Source organism: Stenotrophomonas daejeonensis (assembly GCF_001431505.1).
Classification (GTDB): Bacteria; Pseudomonadota; Gammaproteobacteria; order Xanthomonadales; family Xanthomonadaceae; genus Stenotrophomonas; species Stenotrophomonas daejeonensis.
The window spans coordinates 13160-30857 of record NZ_LDJP01000022.1; the positions used below are offsets into that span (position 1 = coordinate 13160).

The 17698-nt window shown below is 67.9% G+C and carries 13 protein-coding genes and 1 pseudogene; 8 read left to right on the forward strand and 6 right to left on the reverse strand.

The window, feature by feature from the left end:
• Positions 1 to 23 precede the first annotated feature (23 nt).
• From rpmB to ABB34_RS04480, 3 genes are all read left to right on the forward strand, one after another.
• Complete coding sequence (gene rpmB / locus ABB34_RS04470; RefSeq protein WP_054668347.1) at positions 24 to 260, forward strand: 50S ribosomal protein L28; 237 nt, start codon at positions 24 to 26, stop codon at positions 258 to 260.
• Positions 261 to 270: 10 nt separating this feature from the next.
• Positions 271 to 438, forward strand: a complete 168-nt coding sequence (rpmG, locus tag ABB34_RS04475) for a 50S ribosomal protein L33 (RefSeq protein ID WP_211258160.1) — start codon at positions 271 to 273, stop codon at positions 436 to 438.
• Between the two features lie 150 nt (positions 439 to 588).
• Positions 589 to 1965 (forward strand): FAD/NAD(P)-binding protein, encoded by a 1377-nt coding sequence (locus ABB34_RS04480; protein WP_057640055.1) that lies wholly within the window; start codon positions 589 to 591, stop codon positions 1963 to 1965.
• Between the two features lie 157 nt (positions 1966 to 2122).
• Here ABB34_RS04480 and ABB34_RS04485 read toward each other — a convergent pair whose 3' ends face one another.
• The gene (locus tag ABB34_RS04485; protein ID WP_152979501.1) at positions 2123 to 2611 is read right to left on the reverse strand and encodes a hypothetical protein; all 489 of its coding nucleotides are present in this window, start codon (positions 2609 to 2611) and stop codon (positions 2123 to 2125) included.
• A gap of 529 nt (positions 2612 to 3140) precedes the next feature.
• On the opposite strand from ABB34_RS04485, the pseudogene ABB34_RS04490 reads away from it, so the two are divergent.
• Positions 3141 to 3389 (forward strand): annotated as a pseudogene (locus ABB34_RS04490) (transposase); the annotation flags it as partial.
• 23 nt (positions 3390 to 3412) lie between these two features.
• Complete coding sequence (uvrD, locus tag ABB34_RS04495; RefSeq protein ID WP_057640058.1) at positions 3413 to 5602, forward strand: DNA helicase II; 2190 nt, start codon at positions 3413 to 3415, stop codon at positions 5600 to 5602.
• Here the strand turns inward: uvrD and ABB34_RS04500 are convergent.
• Together ABB34_RS04500 and ABB34_RS04505 are read right to left on the reverse strand one after the other, a co-directional pair.
• Positions 5578 to 6432 (reverse strand): helix-turn-helix domain-containing protein, encoded by an 855-nt coding sequence (locus ABB34_RS04500; RefSeq protein ID WP_057640059.1) that lies wholly within the window; start codon positions 6430 to 6432, stop codon positions 5578 to 5580. The genes uvrD and ABB34_RS04500 overlap by 25 nt on opposite strands.
• A gap of 124 nt (positions 6433 to 6556) precedes the next feature.
• On the reverse strand, positions 6557 to 8713 hold the full coding sequence (locus ABB34_RS04505; RefSeq protein ID WP_057640060.1) for a winged helix-turn-helix domain-containing protein: 2157 nt from the start codon (positions 8711 to 8713) through the stop codon (positions 6557 to 6559).
• Between the two features lie 366 nt (positions 8714 to 9079).
• Between ABB34_RS04505 and ABB34_RS04510 the strand changes: the two genes are divergently transcribed.
• A complete protein-coding gene (locus ABB34_RS04510; protein ID WP_161808892.1) occupies positions 9080 to 11980 on the forward strand; it encodes a TonB-dependent receptor in 2901 nt (966 codons plus the stop codon).
• Positions 11981 to 12047: 67 nt separating this feature from the next.
• On the opposite strand, the gene ABB34_RS04515 is transcribed toward ABB34_RS04510, so the two are convergent.
• Entirely contained in the window at positions 12048 to 12881 is an 834-nt protein-coding gene (locus ABB34_RS04515) for a DUF2785 domain-containing protein (protein WP_161808893.1), read from the reverse strand.
• Positions 12882 to 13115: 234 nt separating this feature from the next.
• Between ABB34_RS04515 and ABB34_RS04520 the strand changes: the two genes are divergently transcribed.
• Entirely contained in the window at positions 13116 to 13565 is a 450-nt protein-coding gene (locus tag ABB34_RS04520) for a universal stress protein (protein ID WP_057640062.1), read from the forward strand.
• Between the two features lie 84 nt (positions 13566 to 13649).
• Here ABB34_RS04520 and ABB34_RS04525 read toward each other — a convergent pair whose 3' ends face one another.
• Entirely contained in the window at positions 13650 to 13889 is a 240-nt protein-coding gene (locus ABB34_RS04525; RefSeq protein WP_057640063.1) for a hypothetical protein, read from the reverse strand.
• Between the two features lie 96 nt (positions 13890 to 13985).
• Positions 13986 to 14273 carry a DUF2782 domain-containing protein gene (locus ABB34_RS04530; RefSeq protein WP_057640064.1) on the reverse strand — a complete coding sequence of 96 codons (288 nt, stop codon included), beginning with the start codon at positions 14271 to 14273 and terminating at the stop codon, positions 13986 to 13988.
• A gap of 92 nt (positions 14274 to 14365) precedes the next feature.
• On the opposite strand from ABB34_RS04530, the gene polA reads away from it, so the two are divergent.
• Positions 14366 to 17152, forward strand: a complete 2787-nt coding sequence (gene polA / locus ABB34_RS04535; RefSeq protein ID WP_057640065.1) for a DNA polymerase I — start codon at positions 14366 to 14368, stop codon at positions 17150 to 17152.
• The last annotated feature ends 546 nt before the right edge of the window (positions 17153 to 17698 follow it).

Consider the following 17698-nt stretch of genomic DNA (forward strand, 5'->3'; position numbering starts at 1 on the left):
AACCGACATTACCGAGGTGCGCAATGTCCCGAGTTTGCCAAGTTTCCGGCAAGAAGGTGCAGACGGGTAACAACGTCTCGCACGCCAACAACAAGACCCGCCGTCGCTTCCAGCCGAACCTGCACGAGCGCCGTTTCTGGGTCGCCAGCGAGAACCGCTGGGTCAAGCTTCGTGTTTCCGCGCACGCGTTGCGCACCATCGACAAGAACGGCATCGATTCCGTTCTGGCTGAGCTGCGTGCTCGTGGCGAAAAGGTCTGAGGAGTAAACAATCATGGCAGGCAAGCGCGACAAGATCCGTCTGATTTCCTCGGCCGGCACCGGCCACTTCTACACGACGGACAAGAACAAGAAGAACACCCCCGGGAAGATGGAATTCCTGAAGTACGACCCGGTCGTTCGCAAGCACGTGTTGTACAAGGAAGGCAAGATCAAGTAATCCGTGAGGATTGCCATCTGCCGTTTCGCATGAAGCCCGCCGCAAGGCGGGTTTCGTGTTTCAGGAAGGTGAAAACCGGTGGCCGTCGTTGCCATCAGCACATGCGCCGCTGGCATCAGGCTTTCCGCCGGCATCGCCTACAATCGGCCGATGACGATTTCCGACCAGCCGCAGGCCTGCGACGTCGCGATCATCGGCGGCGGCGCCGCCGGCACGCTCGCCGCGATCGGCGTGCTGCGTGCCGCCACTGCCGCACTGCGGGTGGTGATCGTCGAGCCGCAGTTGCCGCTCGGCCGCGGCGTGGCCTATGCCACGCGCCATCCCGAGCACCTGCTCAACGTGCCGGCTGGCAAGATGAGCGGTTTTCCCGACCGTCCCGACGATTTCCTCGACTACCTGGTCGAGCAGCGCGCATTCCCGCAGCTGCAGCGCGACGCGCTGGCGCGGACCTTCGTGCCGCGGCTGCACTACGCCGGCTACCTGCGCCGGCGCCTGCAGCAGGCGGTGGACGCCAGCCCGGCGCAGCTGGATGTCCGCGCCGGCCGCGTGGTGGCGCTGGAACGGCATGCCGATGGCGTCGTGCTGCAGCTGGATTCGGGCCAGCCGCTGCTGGCCGGCCGCGTGGCGCTGTGCAGCGGCAATGCGCTGCGGCCGCTGCCGGCGCGCGGTGCCGGCGCGGTGGCGGCGGGCAAGCGCGTCGAAGCCTGGGATTTCGACGCGGTGCGCGGCATCCCCACGAACGCGGACGTGGCCATCGTCGGCTCCGGCCTGAGCATGGCCGACAGCGTGGTGTCGCTGGCCGCGGCGGGGCACAAAGGCCATGTCCACGTGCTGTCGCGCCACGCGCTGCTGCCCCTGCCGCACGCCGCCGGCCCGGCCGCCGACTACGACCCGCAACCGCTGCTGGCGATGCCCTTGCGCCAACGCCTGCGCATGCTGCGCCGCCATGCCGCCGAGGCGGCGCTGCGCGGCATCCCGTGGCAGAACGTGATGGAGCGCATCCGGCCGTTGGGGCAGGCGTTGTGGCAGTCGCTGACGCCCGACGACCAGCGCCGCTTCCTGCGCCACGTGGTGCGTTACTGGGACGTGCATCGCCACCGCATTGCCGTTCCGGTACATGCGCAGCTGATGGAGCTGCGCCGGCAGGGTCGCCTGCACCTGCATCGCGGGCGGCTGGAGACGGTGGTCGCCGAAGGCGCCTGCGTGCACCTGGTGGCGCTCGACCCGCGGCGCTGCCCGTTCCAGCTGGACGTGCAATGCGTCATCAACGCCACCGGCGTGGAAATGCGCGCGCAGGCCATGCGCAACCCGCTGCTGCAGCAACTGCTGGGCAGCGGCATCGCCCGCCCCGGCCCGCACGGCATCGGCGTCGACAGCAGTGCCGACGGCAGCCTGCTCGACGCCGAGGGCGTGGCCGACGCCCGCATTCGGGTCGTCGGTAGCCTGCGCATCGGCACCCTGTGGGAAAGTCTGGCGATACCGGAGTTGCGGGTACAGGCTGACGACGTCGCCCATCGTTTTGTTTAGCAAGGTGCTTGGTGGCGTCGTTCGCAGGATTGGCGTGGCATCAGACAAGTCAGATGCATGGGCATGAAAAAGGAAACGCCGGATGTCATTACATCCGGCGTTTCCATCATCGCGGTTATACCGGGAACAAGCGGAGATCCCAGCATTGGCACAAGGGTCAATACCGGCTGAGCGGTTCTTTGATGCCTGGAGCATCACCTCTCACGTAAAAGGGCCTGATGCGCTGGATGAATTCGGCATTGTTATCCGATTCTGACGCCAACATGGGATGTTGTTCGTCGGTGTTTGCCCAGTACCAGCTACCTTTTGGCAATTCCTTCGAAGAGACGTGCAAAAACTGCACGGTCACGTGGTCATCATCTACAGGGATGACTTCCATGGCCATGTGGGCCAGGAACTGATCGCGGACAGGGTGGACCTGCATGTGATTGACGATGCTGGTATGCAGGAGATGATCCAAGGCATCCGGAAGCTTGATGGCGGGAGAAATCCTAGTTGCGTCACCTTGGGCATCCACCTCCACCAGAACAGAAATGGTGGTGCGATAGCCATCGACACTGCTGTGGTGTGGTTGTTCCGTGGAAAGGGCGCTGCCAGCTGCAGTCAATGCCAGAGTGCCAATCAATGTGGCTATCTTTCTGTTCATGTTTCTTCTCCAGCCAGCTATTTAAAGGGGAACCCCATCGGATACATGCTGCGCATGTGTGACGAATCTCATGATTCGAATGAATGCGCGGTGAATGGTCCATGATGACAGTGTGAGCTTGGTAGCCTCCAAACCGCGCCAGTATCCGCAGGATCGGGCATTGCATTGCATCGCTCAACGAAGCGCGTGGCATGCCTGCCCATGACATCTTCACGTCGAGCTTTCACCAACAAGACTGTTTGCGAGATATGCGAAACATCATCCCGTGGCTGATTCAGGGGGGGCTTGTGTGCCGCATTGGCCCCGGAGATTCCTGTCTCGGTATAGTGCCGCCGCTCCCCGGGAGCTGAATATGGAAATGAAGAAGCAGGCGAAGTGTGGCGTCGCCAGTGGCTGTGTAGAGTCTGTAATTTGAACTGTGTAACTGCCTTTAAGACAATGCGGCGACGGGCCGTGAGGAGCAGGCATGGTGGAGCTGGACGAGTCGATGCTGGAGGTGTCGACGGCCGCTTGCTAGACGCCGGGCGACGTGAAGAAGCTGTTCTCGCAGATGCTCCAGCACATGATCAATCGCTCGCTGGAAGCGGAGATGCAGGTACATGTGGGCCACGAGTGGTCTGGTGCCTCGGGCGGTAACCCACGCAACTGCAAGATGATGCGCAGCATGGTCGGGGAGCTGCAAATCGACACGCCACGTGACCGCGAGTGCACCTTCGAACCGCAACTGGTCAAGAAGCGGCAGGTATGGTTGGCCGGGATGGAGGAGAAAATATACGCCAACGCAGCCGCTAAAATACCTCAATGGATGTTTCCCACCTGCTCGACGGGCTGAACCCGGCCCAGCGCGAGGCCGTTTCCGCGCCTCCCGGTCATTACCTGATCCTCGCCGGCGCCGGTTCCGGCAAGACCCGCGTGCTCACCCACCGCATCGCCTGGCTGCACGAGGTGCATGGCGTGCCGACCCACGGCATCTTCGCGGTGACCTTCACCAACAAGGCCGCCGGCGAGATGCGCCAGCGCATCGACCTGCAGCTGCGCAACGGTGCGCGTGGCATGTGGATCGGCACCTTCCACGGCCTGGCACACCGCCTGCTGCGTTTGCACTGGGCAGATGCGAAGCTGCCCGAAGCCTTCCAGGTGATGGATTCGGACGACCAGCTGCGGCTGGTCAAGCGCGTGGTGCAGGCGCTGGAACTGGACGACGGCAAGTTCCCGCACAAGCAGATCGCGTGGTGGATCAACCAGCAGAAGGACGAGGGCCGCCGCCCGCAGCACATCCAGCCCGAGCCGCACGACGCGTGGCTGGAGACGATGCGCCAGTGCTATATCGAGTACCAGCAGCGCTGCGACCGCGCCGGGCTGCTGGACTTCGCCGAACTGCTGCTGCGCGCGCACGAACTGCTGCGCGACAACCCGGCGTTGCTGGCGCATTACCGCACGCGCTTCGGCGAGATTCTCGTCGACGAGTTCCAGGACACCAACGCCATCCAGTACGCCTTCGTGCGGGTGCTGGCCGGCGACTCGGGCAACGTGTTCGTGGTCGGCGACGACGACCAGGCGATCTATGGCTGGCGCGGCGCCAAGGTCGAGAACGTGCAGCAGTTCCTGAAGGATTTCCCCGGCGCGCAGACCATCCGCCTCGAACAGAACTACCGTTCCAGCGCCAACATCCTGGGTGCCGCCAACGCGGTGATCGCGCACAACCCCGGCCGCATCGGCAAGCAGCTGTGGACCGACAGCGGCGACGGCGAACCGATCGACCTGTTCGCGGCCTACAACGAGATGGACGAGGCGCGCTACCTGGTCGAGCGCGCGCGGCAGTGGGTGCGCGACGGCGGCAGCTATGGCGACATCGCCGTGCTGTACCGCTCCAACGCGCAGTCGCGCGCCTTTGAAGAAGCTTTGCTCAGCGAACAGGTGCCGTACCGCGTGTATGGCGGCATGCGCTTCTTCGAGCGCGCCGAGGTCAAGGACGCGCTGGCCTACCTGCGGCTGCTGACCAACCGCAACGACGATGCCGCGTTCGAGCGCGCGGTCAACACGCCCACCCGCGGCATCGGCGAGCGCACGCTGGACGAGGTGCGGCGCATCGCCCGCGCGCAGGCCGTGTCGTTGTGGGAAGCGGCGATGCTGGCCACGCAGGGCAACGACCTCACGTCGCGCGCGAAGAACGCGCTGGCCGGCTTCCTCAACCTGATCCAGCAGATCGGCGGCGAAACCGCGCAGATGACGCTGGCCGAGCGCATCGACCACGTGCTGGTGCGCTCGGCGCTGCGCGAGCACTGGAGCAAGGAAAGCCGCAATACGCTGGATTCGGAATCGCGCAGCGACAACCTCGACGAACTGGTGTCGGTGGCCTCGCGCTTCATCCAGCGCGACGAGGACGAGGAGGGCGCCGCCGACATGAGCGAACTGGTCGCGTTCCTGTCCTATGCCTCGCTGGAGGCCGGCGAAGGCCAGGCGCAGGCCGGCGAGGACGGCGTGCAGCTGATGACCCTGCATTCGGCCAAGGGACTGGAGTTCCCGCTGGTGTTCCTCGCGGGCATGGAGGAGGGCCTGTTCCCCGGTGCGCGTTCGCTGGAGGAAAGCGGGCGGCTGGAGGAGGAACGGCGGCTGGCCTACGTCGGCATCACCCGTGCCCGGCAGAAGCTGGTGCTGGGCTATGCCGAATCGCGCCGCATCCACGGCCAGGACAACTACAGCCTGCCTTCGCGCTTCCTGCGCGAGATCCCGCGCGAGCTGCTCAACGAAGTGCGGCCCAAGGTGCAGGTCTCGCGCCCGGCCTCGCTCGGCGCCAGCCGCGTGGCCGGCCACGCCGCGCTGGAAGCGCCGCCGCTGAAGCTCGGTGCGCTGGTCACCCACCCGAAGTTCGGCGAAGGCATGGTCACCGACTACGAGGGCAGCGGCGCCCACGCTCGGGTACAGGTGGAGTTCGCCGAGGCCGGCAGCAAGTGGCTGGTGATGGCCTACGCCAACCTGACCGCGCTGTGAGCAGCCACGGTGCTGCGGTAGCGTGAGGGCGGTTGCCGGTAGCGGTTGCTGAAGGCGCGCGAGAAGCTGCAGCAACTGTCGAAGCCGCAGGCCTGGCCGATGTCGGAAACCGACAGCGGCGTGGAAGCCAGCAGGCGGCAGGCGCGTTCCAGCCGCAGGCGGTGGTTGGCGGCCAATGGGCTTTCCCGGTACAGCGACTGGAAGGTCTTGGCGAAATGGCAGACCGACAGGCTGCTCAGTTCCGCCAGCTCCGCCAGCCGCACCGTGCGGTGGGCGTTGCCTTCGAGGAACAGCCAGGTGCGCTGCAGCCGCGCCAGCACCTGCAGCTTGCGCTGCCGGCTGCGGCCCGGGCAGCGTGCGAGCAGGCCGGCGATGTCGGCCTGCCGGGGTGCCAGGAACGCCAGCAGTACCCGCAGGCAGCGCTGGCGGCGCTCGCCGGTGGCTTGCGTGCCCTGCCGCCACAGGCGCAGCAGGCTGCGCAGTTCGGCGGCCGGCAGCCGGCAGCGACCCGGCAAGGGGGCGGCCCCGGCGTCCCGTGCGGCCTGCTCCCAGTCCGCGGCCGGCACCGTGATGCCGAGCAGCAGGCCGCCGCGGCCGGCCTGCACCTGCGGCGCCGAGTCGCGCTCGAACACCACCCAGTCGCCGCGCTGCAGTTGGAACACGCCTTCGCGGGCATCGATGCGCGAGCCGCCGCGCATCTGCAGGCACAGCACCACCGACTGGCCGGGCAACTGCAGGTTGCCCAGCCGCGACACCGCGAACCAGCGCGGCCCGGTGGGAACGGGATGGTCGTGGGTGGCGCCGCGATCGGCGGTCAGGATGTCGAGCATGGTCGGAAGCCTCGTCCGGGACAGGCTTCCTGTTTGCCCGCGACGGCGCGGGAAGTTCGCAGGATCGGATGATTTCGCGCTGAAATCGAACTGACGCGGGGATGAAAAAAATATTGCGGCCGGTTCAACGGCCGCCGGGCAGGGGCATCCAGCCGATGTCCTCGTTGTGGCCGCTGCCGAAGCTGTAGTACAGCTCGCGCCGTTGCGGGTCCAGGCTGGCGCCGTGCAGGCTGCCCGGCCGCGGGTCGAGGCAGGGGGCATCGGCATCCGTCCGGCGCGGCAACGGGATCCAGCGCAGGCCGCATTCGCCATCGTTGCCGAGCAGGGCGCTGCCGCCCGGCCACGCCACGATCCGCCGGCCCTGGTTGTAGGGACTGCTGGCCAGTAGCAGGCGGCTCCCGTCGCCGGCGTCCAGGCCGTCGAGCAGCCGCGGCGCAGCCAATGCTATGCCCGTCTCCCAGACGCCCCAACTGCTGCGGCGGGTGAACAGCAACCGTTGCCGGGCCGGGTCATGGAACACGAAGCCGACGTCCTCCAGCCGCGCCAGCGTGCGCCAGGGCGTGGTGGCGGTGTCGTACAGGGTGGCCGCGCTCAGGCCCTTGCCGTGGTCGAGGGTGGCCAGCAGGCGCCGGTCCGGCAACGCGATGGCATGGGTGGGCGCCGGCCCGGGCGCCGGCAGCACGCCGACGCGCCCGCTGGGCAGGGTGACCTCGTGCAGGCGCTCGCCCTGCGGCGTAGTGCCGACCACCAGCAGGCGGCTGCCATCCGCCGACCATGCCGGCACCTGCCGCAGCAACGGCGCCAGCCCATCGACCGGTTGCGGCGATTCGGGGCGGTCGCGCACCGCCCACCACAGGCGGGTGCTGCCGCTGCGGTCGGACAGGAAGGCCAGGAGGCGGCCGTCGGGACTGAGCGAGGGCAGGGTGTCGTTGCCGGTGGATGTGAAGACGCGCTCCGGCGGCGGAGCGGCATCGCCGGCCTCGGGCACGCGCACCCGGTACAGCGCGCTGGAGGTGGCGATGCCGGCGATGAAGGTCAGCACCGGCGCGTTGCGGGCGATATGCGGATAGGCGACGTCGTCGACGCCGAGGTCGGCCAGCGTGCCGCCGGCCAGTTCCAGCCGCGACAGGTGCAGGCGATGGTCGAGGAAGCGCGACAGCACCAGCGCCTTGCCGTCCGGTGTCCAGGCGAAGCCGTAGAGGTTGGTTTCCAGCCGGGTCAGCCGCTCCGGGTCGCCGCCGCTGGCCGGCACGCGCCACAGGTCGCCGCGCGAGATGCCGCGCTGGAAGGCGATCCACTTCCCGTCGGGCGAATAGGCCGGGTGCGAATCGGCATCGTCAGGCGCGCGCGCGTAGGCCAGCTCCCGCACCGTGCCGCTGGACAACTCCAGCGTGCGCAGCAACGGCCCGCCGAATACCAGATGCCTGCCGTCCGGGTGCCAGCCGAACTTCTGCGGCGATGCCGGGCAGGGGCCGATCTCGCGGGGCTCGCCGCCGCTGGCGGCGATGCGCATCAACCGGCACTGGCCATCGAGGGTGCGGAAGTAGGCGATCTCGCGCCCATCCGGTGACCACGCCGGCAATGTGTGGCGTTCGCCGGTCACGGCCGTGGTCAGGGCGCGTGGTTGCATCGAGCCGGTGGTCTGCAGCATCAGCGCGGCGGTCCGCTCGTCGCCGGAGAAACTGCTGTAGGCCACCAGCGTGCCGTCGGGCGACAGCGCCGGCCACAGTTCGCTGCCGGGCCGCGAAGTCAGGCGCTCGTAGGCAACGGCCGCAGGTGTTGGCGTGGCGGCCTGCCGCCTGCCGTCGTGCCACCACCAGGCCAGCAGCAGGGCGATGCACATGCAGGCGATGACCAGCATCGGCGGCAAGCGGCGGCGTGGTGGTGCAACGGGTGCGTCCGTCGTGGCGTCGCCGGCAGCGGATTCGGGCAACCATTCCACCGCGGGCAGCAGCCGATAGCCGCGTTTGGCGATGGTTTCGATGCAGGTGGCCGGCTTGCCGTCGCCCAGTGCGCGGCGCAGTTGCGCGATGGCCTGGGTGAGCACCTCGTCGCCGGGCAGCGTGTCCGGCCATACCGCCTCCAGCAGTTCCTGCCGGGCGAACACCTTGCCCGGCTGCAGGGCAAGCGTGGTCAGCACGTCCATCGCCTTCAACGGCACGCGGGTACGCCGGCCGTCGCCGCGGGTGATCTCGCGGGTACCGGCATCCACGTGTGCGTCGCCGATGCGCAGGCGTTCGGCGGGCAGCGCGCTGAGGATGTCGTGGTGGTCGCGTGGCATGCGGAAGCGGGCGGCGGTGCGGAATCGCCGGATCGATTATGCCGTTTCCGTGCGGTTGCGACGAACGCATGCCGCCGCAACGCAAAACACAAGATCCGCCAAACGATGGCACCGGCGAGGGAAATTCACCGCCGGCAGCGGGCACTACTGTGTCGGTGCGCCCGGATGAAACGAAAACATCGCCGGCAACGGTGACCGGGCGCAGCAATGCTGCCTGCCGCATCGGCCCGCCGCTTTCGCCACGTGGACACGTTTCCGCCCGCACCCGCCTGCTCCGGCAGCCGGGAAGGGCGCGTGCGTCCCGGTGCGGTCGACGCGGCCGGCAGCGCATCCGGGGACAAACAAGAACAATCGAGGAGAGCAACCATGCCGGTACCCGCTATCGGAAGAAAGATCAGGAACAGCGCGTTGTGCCTTGCCATCGGCGCATGCTTCGCGTCGGCGGCCTACGCGCAGTCCAACACCAGCGGCAGCATCAATGGCCAGGCGCATTCGGGTGACGTCATCGTGGTGGAGAATCCGGCCACCGGCTTCAGCCGCGAGGTGGCGGTGGCCGGCAACGGCGCGTTCCGCGTCGGTGCGCTGCCACCCGGCGCCTACCGGGTCACGCGCCGCGCCGCCGACGGCACCGCCACGGTGCGCGAGAACATTTCCGTTTCCACCGGCACCGGCGCCAACGTGAACTTCGTCGCCACCGACGTGGCCACGCTCGACCGGGTGGAGGTGGTGGCCGCCGGCATCAACCCGATCGACGTGTCGTCGGTGGAGTCGGCCACCATCCTCACCGAGGCCATCCTCGACGCCATCCCGGTGGCGCGCACCGTGACCGACGTGGTGCTGCTGGCGCCGGGCACCACGGTCGGCGACGCCGCGTTCGGCAACCTGGCCTCCTTCGGTGGCGCCACGGTCGGCGAGAACGCCTATTACATCAACGGCTTCAACGTCACCAACTTCCGCAACGGCCTGGGCGGCAGCACGGTGCCGTTCGAGTTCTACCGCGAGTTCCAGGTCAAGACCGGCGGCTACGGCGCCGAGTTCGGCCGCTCCACCGGCGGCGTCATCAACGCCATCACCAAGCGCGGCACCAACGAGTGGGAGTTCGGCGCCAACGTGTACTTCGCGCCGAAGAGCCTGCAGGAGGATGGCTACTGCGTGAGCCGGCCCGATGGCACGGTGCTGACCTTGACATGCCGCGACACCGCCAACGAAATCGAGGCCAACTTCAGCGCGGCCGGCCCGATCATCAAGGACCGGCTGTTCTTCGCCGGCATCTACAACGTCCGCAACTGGGACGAGACGCTGCATGCGGTGGGTACCTACCGCGACCGCAGGAACGACGACCCGTTCTGGGGCGTGAAGCTGGACTGGCAGATCAGCGACGACCACCTGCTCGAATACACCGGCTTCCGCGACCAGCGCCACATCGTCGACACCACCTACCTGTATGACCACGAGGCCGACGCCATCGGCGAGCGCGTGGGGGCGACCCAACTGCGCCGTGGCGGCCGCAACAACATCTTCCGCTACACCGGTTACCTCGGCGACCGCTTCACCCTGTCGGCGCTGTACGGCAAGGGCGAGTTCGACCGCTCGGACATCGGCGAGGGTGATGCCTGCCCGGTCATCCTCGACAACCGCACCGGCACCCAGATCCGCCGCGGCTGCTGGTCCAACCAGATCCCCGGCACCGCGTTCGACACCCGCGAGGCCTACCGGCTGGATGCCGAGTGGGACATCGGGCAGTGGCTGCACGGCAACCACCGCCTGCGCTTCGGCCTGGACCAGGAAACCAACACCTCCGAGGACGACAGCTTCTATTCCGGCGGCGTGCTGTGGCAGTACCGCGAGGCGACCCGCTCGCCCACCGGCTTCGAGGTGCGCCAGCGCTTCCTGAGCAACGGCGGTCGCTTCGAGACCGAATCGCGGGCGTTCTACCTCGAGGACCACTGGGACGTGAGCGACGACCTGCTGCTGGTGCTGGGCATCCGCAACGAGCAGTTCGACAACCGCAACGCATTGGGCGAAACCTTCACCAAACAGACCAACCAGTGGGCGCCGCGGGTGGGCCTGAGCTGGAACATTGGTGGCGACAGCAAGCGCAAGTTCTTCGCCAACGCCGGTCGCTACCACCTGCCGGTGGCCGGCAACACCAACATCCGCCTGGCCGGCGCCGAGTTCTTCACAGAGCAGTTCTTCGTGCTCGATGGCGTCAACGCCGACTACACGCCGGTGCTGGGCGCGGCGCTGACCGACCTGTCGGTGTTCAGCGACGGCACGGTCAAGGACCCGCGCACCATCGTCGACCAGAACCTGAAGCCGATGTTCCAGGACGAGTTCATCCTCGGCTACCAGCAGGAGATCGCGCGCGGCTGGACCGCGGGCGTGCGCGCCATCCGCCGCGACCTGAAGAGCACCATCGAGGACATCGCCATCGACGCGGCGCTGAACGACTACGCCGCCGCCAACGGCTACGACGACTTCCATGCCGGCGGGTTCGACTATTACGTGCTGACCAACCCCGGCAAGGCCATGAATATCTTCGTCGACATGGACGGCGACGGCGTGCTGGAAGAGTTGAACCTGAGCGCGGCGCAGCTGGGCTACCCGAAGTCGGTGCGCAAGTACCACGCGCTGGAGTTCACCCTCGACCGCGCGTGGGACGGCGTGTGGTTCCTGCAGGGCTCCTACACTTGGTCCAAGAGCTACGGCAACAACGAGGGCTACGTGCGCTCGGACAACGGCCAGGGCGATGCCGGCCTGACCACCCTGTTCGACCAGCCCGGCCTGCTGGAAGGTGCCTACGGCAACCTGCCCAACGACCGCCGACACCAGTTCAAGCTGTTCGGCGCCTGGCAGTTCGCCGCCGACTGGAAGGCCAGCGGCCTGGTCAACGTCGCCTCCGGACGCCCGAAGAACTGCTTTGGCAACCACCCCACCGACGAATTCGCCGCTGCCTACGGCGCCGAGTCGTTCTACTGCGACCTCAGCGACGATGGCACCTACAACCCGGTGCTGTACCCGCGCGGCTCGCTGGGTACCACGCCGTGGACCTTCCGTCTCGACCTGGGGCTGGAATATCGGCCGCAATGGGCGGGCAAGCGGCTGGGGGTGAAGATGGACGTCAACAACATCTTCAACAGCGGCCGGGTGCTGGAGGTCAACGAGGTGGGCGAGCTGGGGCCGGGCGACCGCAATCCCAATTACGGCCTGCCCACGTTCTTCCAGGCACCGCGTGGCGTGCGCTTCTCGGTGTCGTATGACTGGTAAGCCCGTGGCGTCGAACGGTTGAATGTCATCCGGCCGCCTTCGGGCGGCCGGATGCTCTGCATGCAGGTCAGGGCATGGCCCGCGCCGCCGCCTGCACCGCCTGCTGCAATGGCAGCAGCGCCGGGTCGGGGGCCAGGTCGATCTGCAGGTTCAGCACCGCGAGGAACACCAGCAGGTCGTGGCGCCGGGCCAGCCAGTCGCGGTCGCGCCAGGCGGGGCCGGTCTCGTCCAGCCGCGCGGCGATGCCTGCCAGCCATTGCCGCCAGTCGTCCTCCGCATGCGCCTCGTGCCGGGCGATGAACAGCACCGGCCGCGCCAGCCGTTCGTATTCGCCTTCGGCATAGGCATGCGATGACGCCGGCACCACCTGGCTGGCGATGGCGGCAAGCAGCCGGTCCAGCTGCGGACGTGTCAGCGCCGGGTTCAACGCCAGCTGCATCAGCCAGTCGGCGCCGTGGGCGACGCCGTGGCGCCAGCCTTCGCCGGGGACATGCCCGCGGTAGTCGCGCACCTGTTCCAGATGATGCGCTGCATGCTCGACCATCGTGGCGCGCTCGACATCGTCCATCCACGCCATGCGCCGGTCGGTCCGGGCGACCTCGGCCAGCATCAATGCGGTGAACGGGCCGGTGAAGCCTTCGGCATCGTTGCTTTCCAGCCGTGCGTAACCCCGTGCGCGGAGCTCGCGCAGCGTGGCCACGTCGAGCCGGTCGCCGCGCATCCATTCGGTCAGTGCGGCCAGCGCGGTGTCATCGCGCACGGCGGGGTCGGGCGATGACAGGCAGGGAACCAGGGCCAGCGCCAGCGGGCGGAGGCGGGCAGCGTCGCCGATGGCGAAGTCATGCCGGCGGAGCCTGTCGAAGGTGGCGGGGTCATTCGTGGCCAGGGGGCAGGCAGCCACCGTTGCCGGAGCAAGGCAGAGGCCCAATGACAGCAGGACGGATCGCATGGTCGGAGCTTCCTCGGATGAATGCGCCATTCTGCTGCCGGCAGCCGGGGCCATTGTGCCGGGATCGGGGATATCGCATGGCATGAACCGGGCACTTGGCCGATCGCCCCCGGTTTGATCCGGATCAACGCGGCCGCCCGGCGCCGGGTGTGTCATGGTAGGCACCTGCCACCCGGAGTTGACGCCATGTACAAGCGCATCCTGATCGCCACCGATGGTTCGGAACTGGCCGCCAAGGGCCTGGACAAGGGGTTGGAGCTGGCCGTGCAGCTTGGCGCGCAGGTCGACATCGTCACCGTCTCCGAGCCGTGGGCGGTGGGCATGTACGACGCGATGGGCTGGAGCGCCGGCTACGAGGCCAGCGACGAATACCGGCAGGACCGCGAGGACGCCGCGCAGAAGATCCTGAAACCGGCGCTGGAAGCGGCCGTCGCCGCCGGCGTGGCCGACCCGAAGACCCACCACGTGCTCGACCGCTATGCCGCCGACGGCATCATCGACACCGCCGGCGGCTGCGACAGCGACCTGATCGTGATGACCTCGCACGGTCGCCGCGGCGTGACCCGCGTGCTGCTCGGCAGCCAGACCGCCGAGGTGCTGGCGCGCAGCGCGGTACCGGTGCTGGTGATCCGCTAGCCGGTGCCGGCCGGCCGCGGCCGGCATGTTGAAAGGTGCAAGGCGGCGGCCGGTGTCATCGCTCGGCCGTCGCGCGCCGTGCATTCAGTCGCGCAGCTTCAACGTCTGCGATTCGTCCAAGGTGCCGTCGGGCAGGACCACGACGTAGCGCGTGCCGGCGCGCTCGAACAGCACCGGGATCGGGTCGCGGAACAGCGGCCGGCGGACGAACTTCAGGTGCCAGCCGAAGAACTCCAGTGTTTCCACGGCCTGCTGCTGTTGCGGGGTGAGGCTTTCACGCGGGTTTGCGGGGATGTGGGGCGTGCGGCGTTCCGGGTTGTTCATCAGGGAGGGGGAAGGCGAAGGCCATCTCCATAGGCAAGGAGCGTTCCATCCTCGCCGCTGTCCCCGCAAACCGGAGTGACGGCACCGCCCTCGCGCTCACCAGCTGTAAAGCTTCCAGTACACCGGCGAAACGCGGTCCTTGTCGTTGTCCATGCGGCCGTCGCCGTTGCGGTCGTAGAGATAGAACGGTGCGCCGCGCGCCGGCGTCACCTTGACCATGCGCAGCTGGCCGCCGACGCGGTATTCCTCGATGGTGTCGCCGTTGTCCATCACCTTGCGGTCGACGTCGGCGCCGTTGACGTCGACCGGCGGGGCGTCGGCGTTGCCGCCGGTGGTGGCGCAGCCGGCCAGGGCCAGCAGCGGGATCAGCAACAGGTGTTTCATCGCGGCGACTCCTCGCATCGGTATGCGCCGATTATGCCTGTGCGCGCCAGCCGTGCGCGTCGCCGCCCGGCCCCGCCGCGTAGAATCGCGGCATGAGCAGATTAGTCCTGATCGACGGGTCCAGTTACCTGTACCGCGCCTTCCACGCGCTGCCGCCGCTGTCCAACGCCGCCGGCGAACCCACCGGCGCGCTGTTCGGCGTGGTCAACATGCTGCGCGCCACGCTGAAGGAAAAGCCCGACTACGTCGCCTTCGTGGTCGATGCGCCGGGCAAGACCTTCCGCGACGACCTGTACGCCGAGTACAAGGCCAACCGCCCGCCGATGCCCGACGAGTTGCGCGCGCAGGTGCAGCCGATGTGCGACATCGTGCACGCGCTGGGCATCGACATCCTGCGCGTGCCGGGCGTGGAGGCCGACGACGTGATCGGCACGCTGGCGCTGGCCGCCGCCGCCGATGGGCTGGAGGTGACCATCTCCACCGGCGACAAGGACTTCGCCCAGCTGGTGCGCCCGGGCGTGATCCTGGTCAACACCATGACCGGCAGCCGTACCGATTCGGACGCGGCGGTGCTGGACAAGTTCGGCGTGCGCGCCGCGCAGATCGTCGATTACCTCGCGCTGATGGGCGACGCCGTGGACAACGTGCCCGGCGTGGAGAAGTGCGGCCCCAAGACCGCGGCCAAGTGGCTGGCCGAATACGGCACGCTGGACGGGGTGATCGCCGCCGCGCCGGCGATGAAGGGCAAGATCGGCGAGAACCTGCGCGCCGCCTTGCCGCGGCTGCCGCTGAACCGCGATCTGGTCACCATCCGCACCGACGTGGCGCTGGAGCAGGGCCCGCGCGACCTGCAGCTGCGCGAACAGGACGTGGAGGTCCTGCGCGGCCTGTACGGCCGCTACGGCTTCACCCAGGCGCTGCGCGAGCTGGGCGGCAGCGCGCCATTGCCGGAAGTCGCCGAGGGCGGCACCAGCAGCCTGCGCGGCACCGCCGCCGGCTATGCCAAGGCCGGTGATGCCGCGCCGGTCGGCGAGGTGGATGCGGCGCTGGCGGCCAAGGGCGAATACGAAACCGTGCTGACCGACGAGCAGTTGCAGGCTTGGGTGCAGCGCCTGCGGGCGGCCGACGGCTTCGCCTTCGACACCGAAACCGATGCGCTGGACGCGATGCGCGCGCGGCTGGTCGGCATCAGCCTGGCGGTCGAGCCGGGCACGGCCGCCTACATCCCGGTCGGCCACGACTATCCCGGCGCGCCGCCGCAGCTGCCGATGGAACAGGTGCTCGATGCGCTGCGCCCGCTGCTGGAGGACGCGGCGAAGGACAAGCTCGGCCAGCACGGCAAGTACGACCTGCACGTGCTGCGCCGCCACGGCGTGGAGGTGCGCGGCTATGCCGACGACACCATGCTGGAGAGCTTCGTGTTCAATTCCACCGCCACCCGCCACGACATGGACTCGCTGGCGCAGCGCTACCTCGGCTACACCACCACCCGCTTCGAGGACGTGGCCGGCAAGGGCGCCAAGCAGATCTCGTTCTCGCAGGTGGGCCTGGACGAGGCCAGCGCCTACGCCGCCGAGGATGCCGACATCACCCTGCGTCTGCACCGTGTGCTGGCGCCGCAGCTGGCGGCCGTACCGGCGCTGGAGAAGGTCTATCGCGACATCGAGATGCCGCTGGTGCCGGTGCTGGCGCGCGTGGAGGCCAACGGCGTGTGCATCGACGGCGCCGAATTGCGGCGGCAGAGCGTCGAGTTATCGTCGCGCATGCTGGCCGCGCAGCAGAAGGCCACCGAGCTGGCCGGGCGCAGCTTCAACCTCGATTCGCCCAAGCAGTTGCAGGCGGTGCTGTTCGACGAACTCGGCCTGCCGGCGCTGGTGAAGACGCCCAAGGGCCAGCCTTCGACCAACGAGGAGGCACTGGAGGCGATCGCCGAGCAGCACGAGCTGCCGCGGGTGATCCTCGAATACCGCGGCCTGGCCAAGCTGCGCAGCACCTACACCGACAAGCTGCCGGAGATGGTCAACCCCGACACCGGCCGCGTGCACACCAGCTACCACCAGTCCGGCGCGGCCACCGGGCGGCTGTCCTCGTCCGACCCCAACCTGCAGAACATCCCGATCCGCACCGACGACGGCCGCCGCATCCGCAAGGCTTTCGTCGCCCCGCCGGGGCGCAAGCTGCTGGCCTGCGACTACTCGCAGATCGAGTTGCGGATCATGGCCCACCTGTCCGGGGACCCCGGCCTGATCCGCGCCTTCGAGCAGGGCCTGGACGTGCACCGCGCCACCGCCGCGGAAGTGTTCGGGCGCGCGCTGGAGGAGGTGACGGCCAACGAGCGCCGCGCCGCCAAGGCGATCAACTTCGGCCTGATGTACGGCATGAGCGCATTCGGGCTGGCCAAGAACCTGGGCATCGACCGCGGCCAGGCGCAGGACTACGTGTCGCTGTACTTCAGCCGCTACCCGGCGGTGCGCGATTTCATGGAGCGCATGCGCGAGCAGGCGCGCGAGCAGGGCTACGTGGAGACGCTGTTCGGCCGCCGCCTGTATCTGAACGACATCCACGCCCGCAACCAGAACCTGCGCGCCGGCGCCGAACGCGCGGCGATCAACGCGCCGATGCAGGGCACCGCGGCGGACATCATCAAGCGCGCGATGGTCAGCGTGGACGGTTGGCTGACCGACCAGCGCAACGCGTCCGGTGAAAACCGCGCGCTGATGATCCTGCAGGTACACGACGAACTGGTGTTCGAGGCCGATGCGGATTTCATCGACACCCTGCGCGGCGAAGTGGAGGCGCGCATGACCGCGGCCGCATCGCTGCGGGTACCGCTGGTGGTGGACAGCGGGGTGGGGGATAACTGGGACGAGGCGCACTGACAACGTTTGCCACGGCCATTCATTTCGCTGGTGCGTGGCGACGCGAGACGCCTGGTCGCCGCCGAAGGACGTGCATGGTGCGGGACGAGGCGCATTGACGGCCATTCATTCCATCGCTGCGTGGCGGCGCGATGGGCGCGGCCGTCGCGGTGGATATGCCGGGGCGCCGTCCATCGGAAAACCGCGTGCTCCCGCGAGGATTTCCGTGGTGCCGGACTCTGTGATCGGCACCACTTTTTTCCGGTTATTTAACGTCGCGGGTGCACATGGATGGAACGTTGCGTCATGCGGCGCGCATTCAACATTTGCAACGTTGTCGTGCGCATGAATCGCCCCTTAATCCTTCCGAAAAACACGCGCGTTCTTCACGATCCATCAATGTCGGAAATGGTCATATAGCCCTCGACAGGCGCAACGCCTGTCCTGGATCTCTCCCATCCCCTGGAGCAGATCTCCGAGCGGGGATTCCTCCCCAAGTTCCCGCTCCCGGCCCCGTCGATCCCCCCCTGGTCGACGGGGCTTCTTTTTTGCCCCGATCACGTGACA

Excerpts from the sequence above, each read along its gene's own strand:
- ABB34_RS04505 (WP_057640060.1), bottom strand. The coding sequence starts at position 8,713 with ATGCCACGCGACCACCACGACATCCTCAGCGCGCTGCCCGCCGAACGC.
- ABB34_RS04520 (WP_057640062.1), top strand. The coding sequence starts at position 13,116 with ATGTACAAGCGCATCCTGATCGCCACCGATGGTTCGGAACTGGCCGCC.
- ABB34_RS04530 (WP_057640064.1), bottom strand. The coding sequence starts at position 14,273 with ATGAAACACCTGTTGCTGATCCCGCTGCTGGCCCTGGCCGGCTGCGCC.
- uvrD (WP_057640058.1), top strand. The coding sequence starts at position 3,413 with ATGGATGTTTCCCACCTGCTCGACGGGCTGAACCCGGCCCAGCGCGAG.
- rpmB (WP_054668347.1), top strand. The coding sequence starts at position 24 with ATGTCCCGAGTTTGCCAAGTTTCCGGCAAGAAGGTGCAGACGGGTAAC.
- ABB34_RS04525 (WP_057640063.1), bottom strand. The coding sequence starts at position 13,889 with ATGAACAACCCGGAACGCCGCACGCCCCACATCCCCGCAAACCCGCGT.
- ABB34_RS04480 (WP_057640055.1), top strand. The coding sequence starts at position 589 with ATGACGATTTCCGACCAGCCGCAGGCCTGCGACGTCGCGATCATCGGC.
- ABB34_RS04510 (WP_161808892.1), top strand. The coding sequence starts at position 9,080 with ATGCCGGTACCCGCTATCGGAAGAAAGATCAGGAACAGCGCGTTGTGC.
- ABB34_RS04500 (WP_057640059.1), bottom strand. The coding sequence starts at position 6,432 with ATGCTCGACATCCTGACCGCCGATCGCGGCGCCACCCACGACCATCCC.
- ABB34_RS04485 (WP_152979501.1), bottom strand. The coding sequence starts at position 2,611 with ATGAACAGAAAGATAGCCACATTGATTGGCACTCTGGCATTGACTGCA.
- polA (WP_057640065.1), top strand. The coding sequence starts at position 14,366 with ATGAGCAGATTAGTCCTGATCGACGGGTCCAGTTACCTGTACCGCGCC.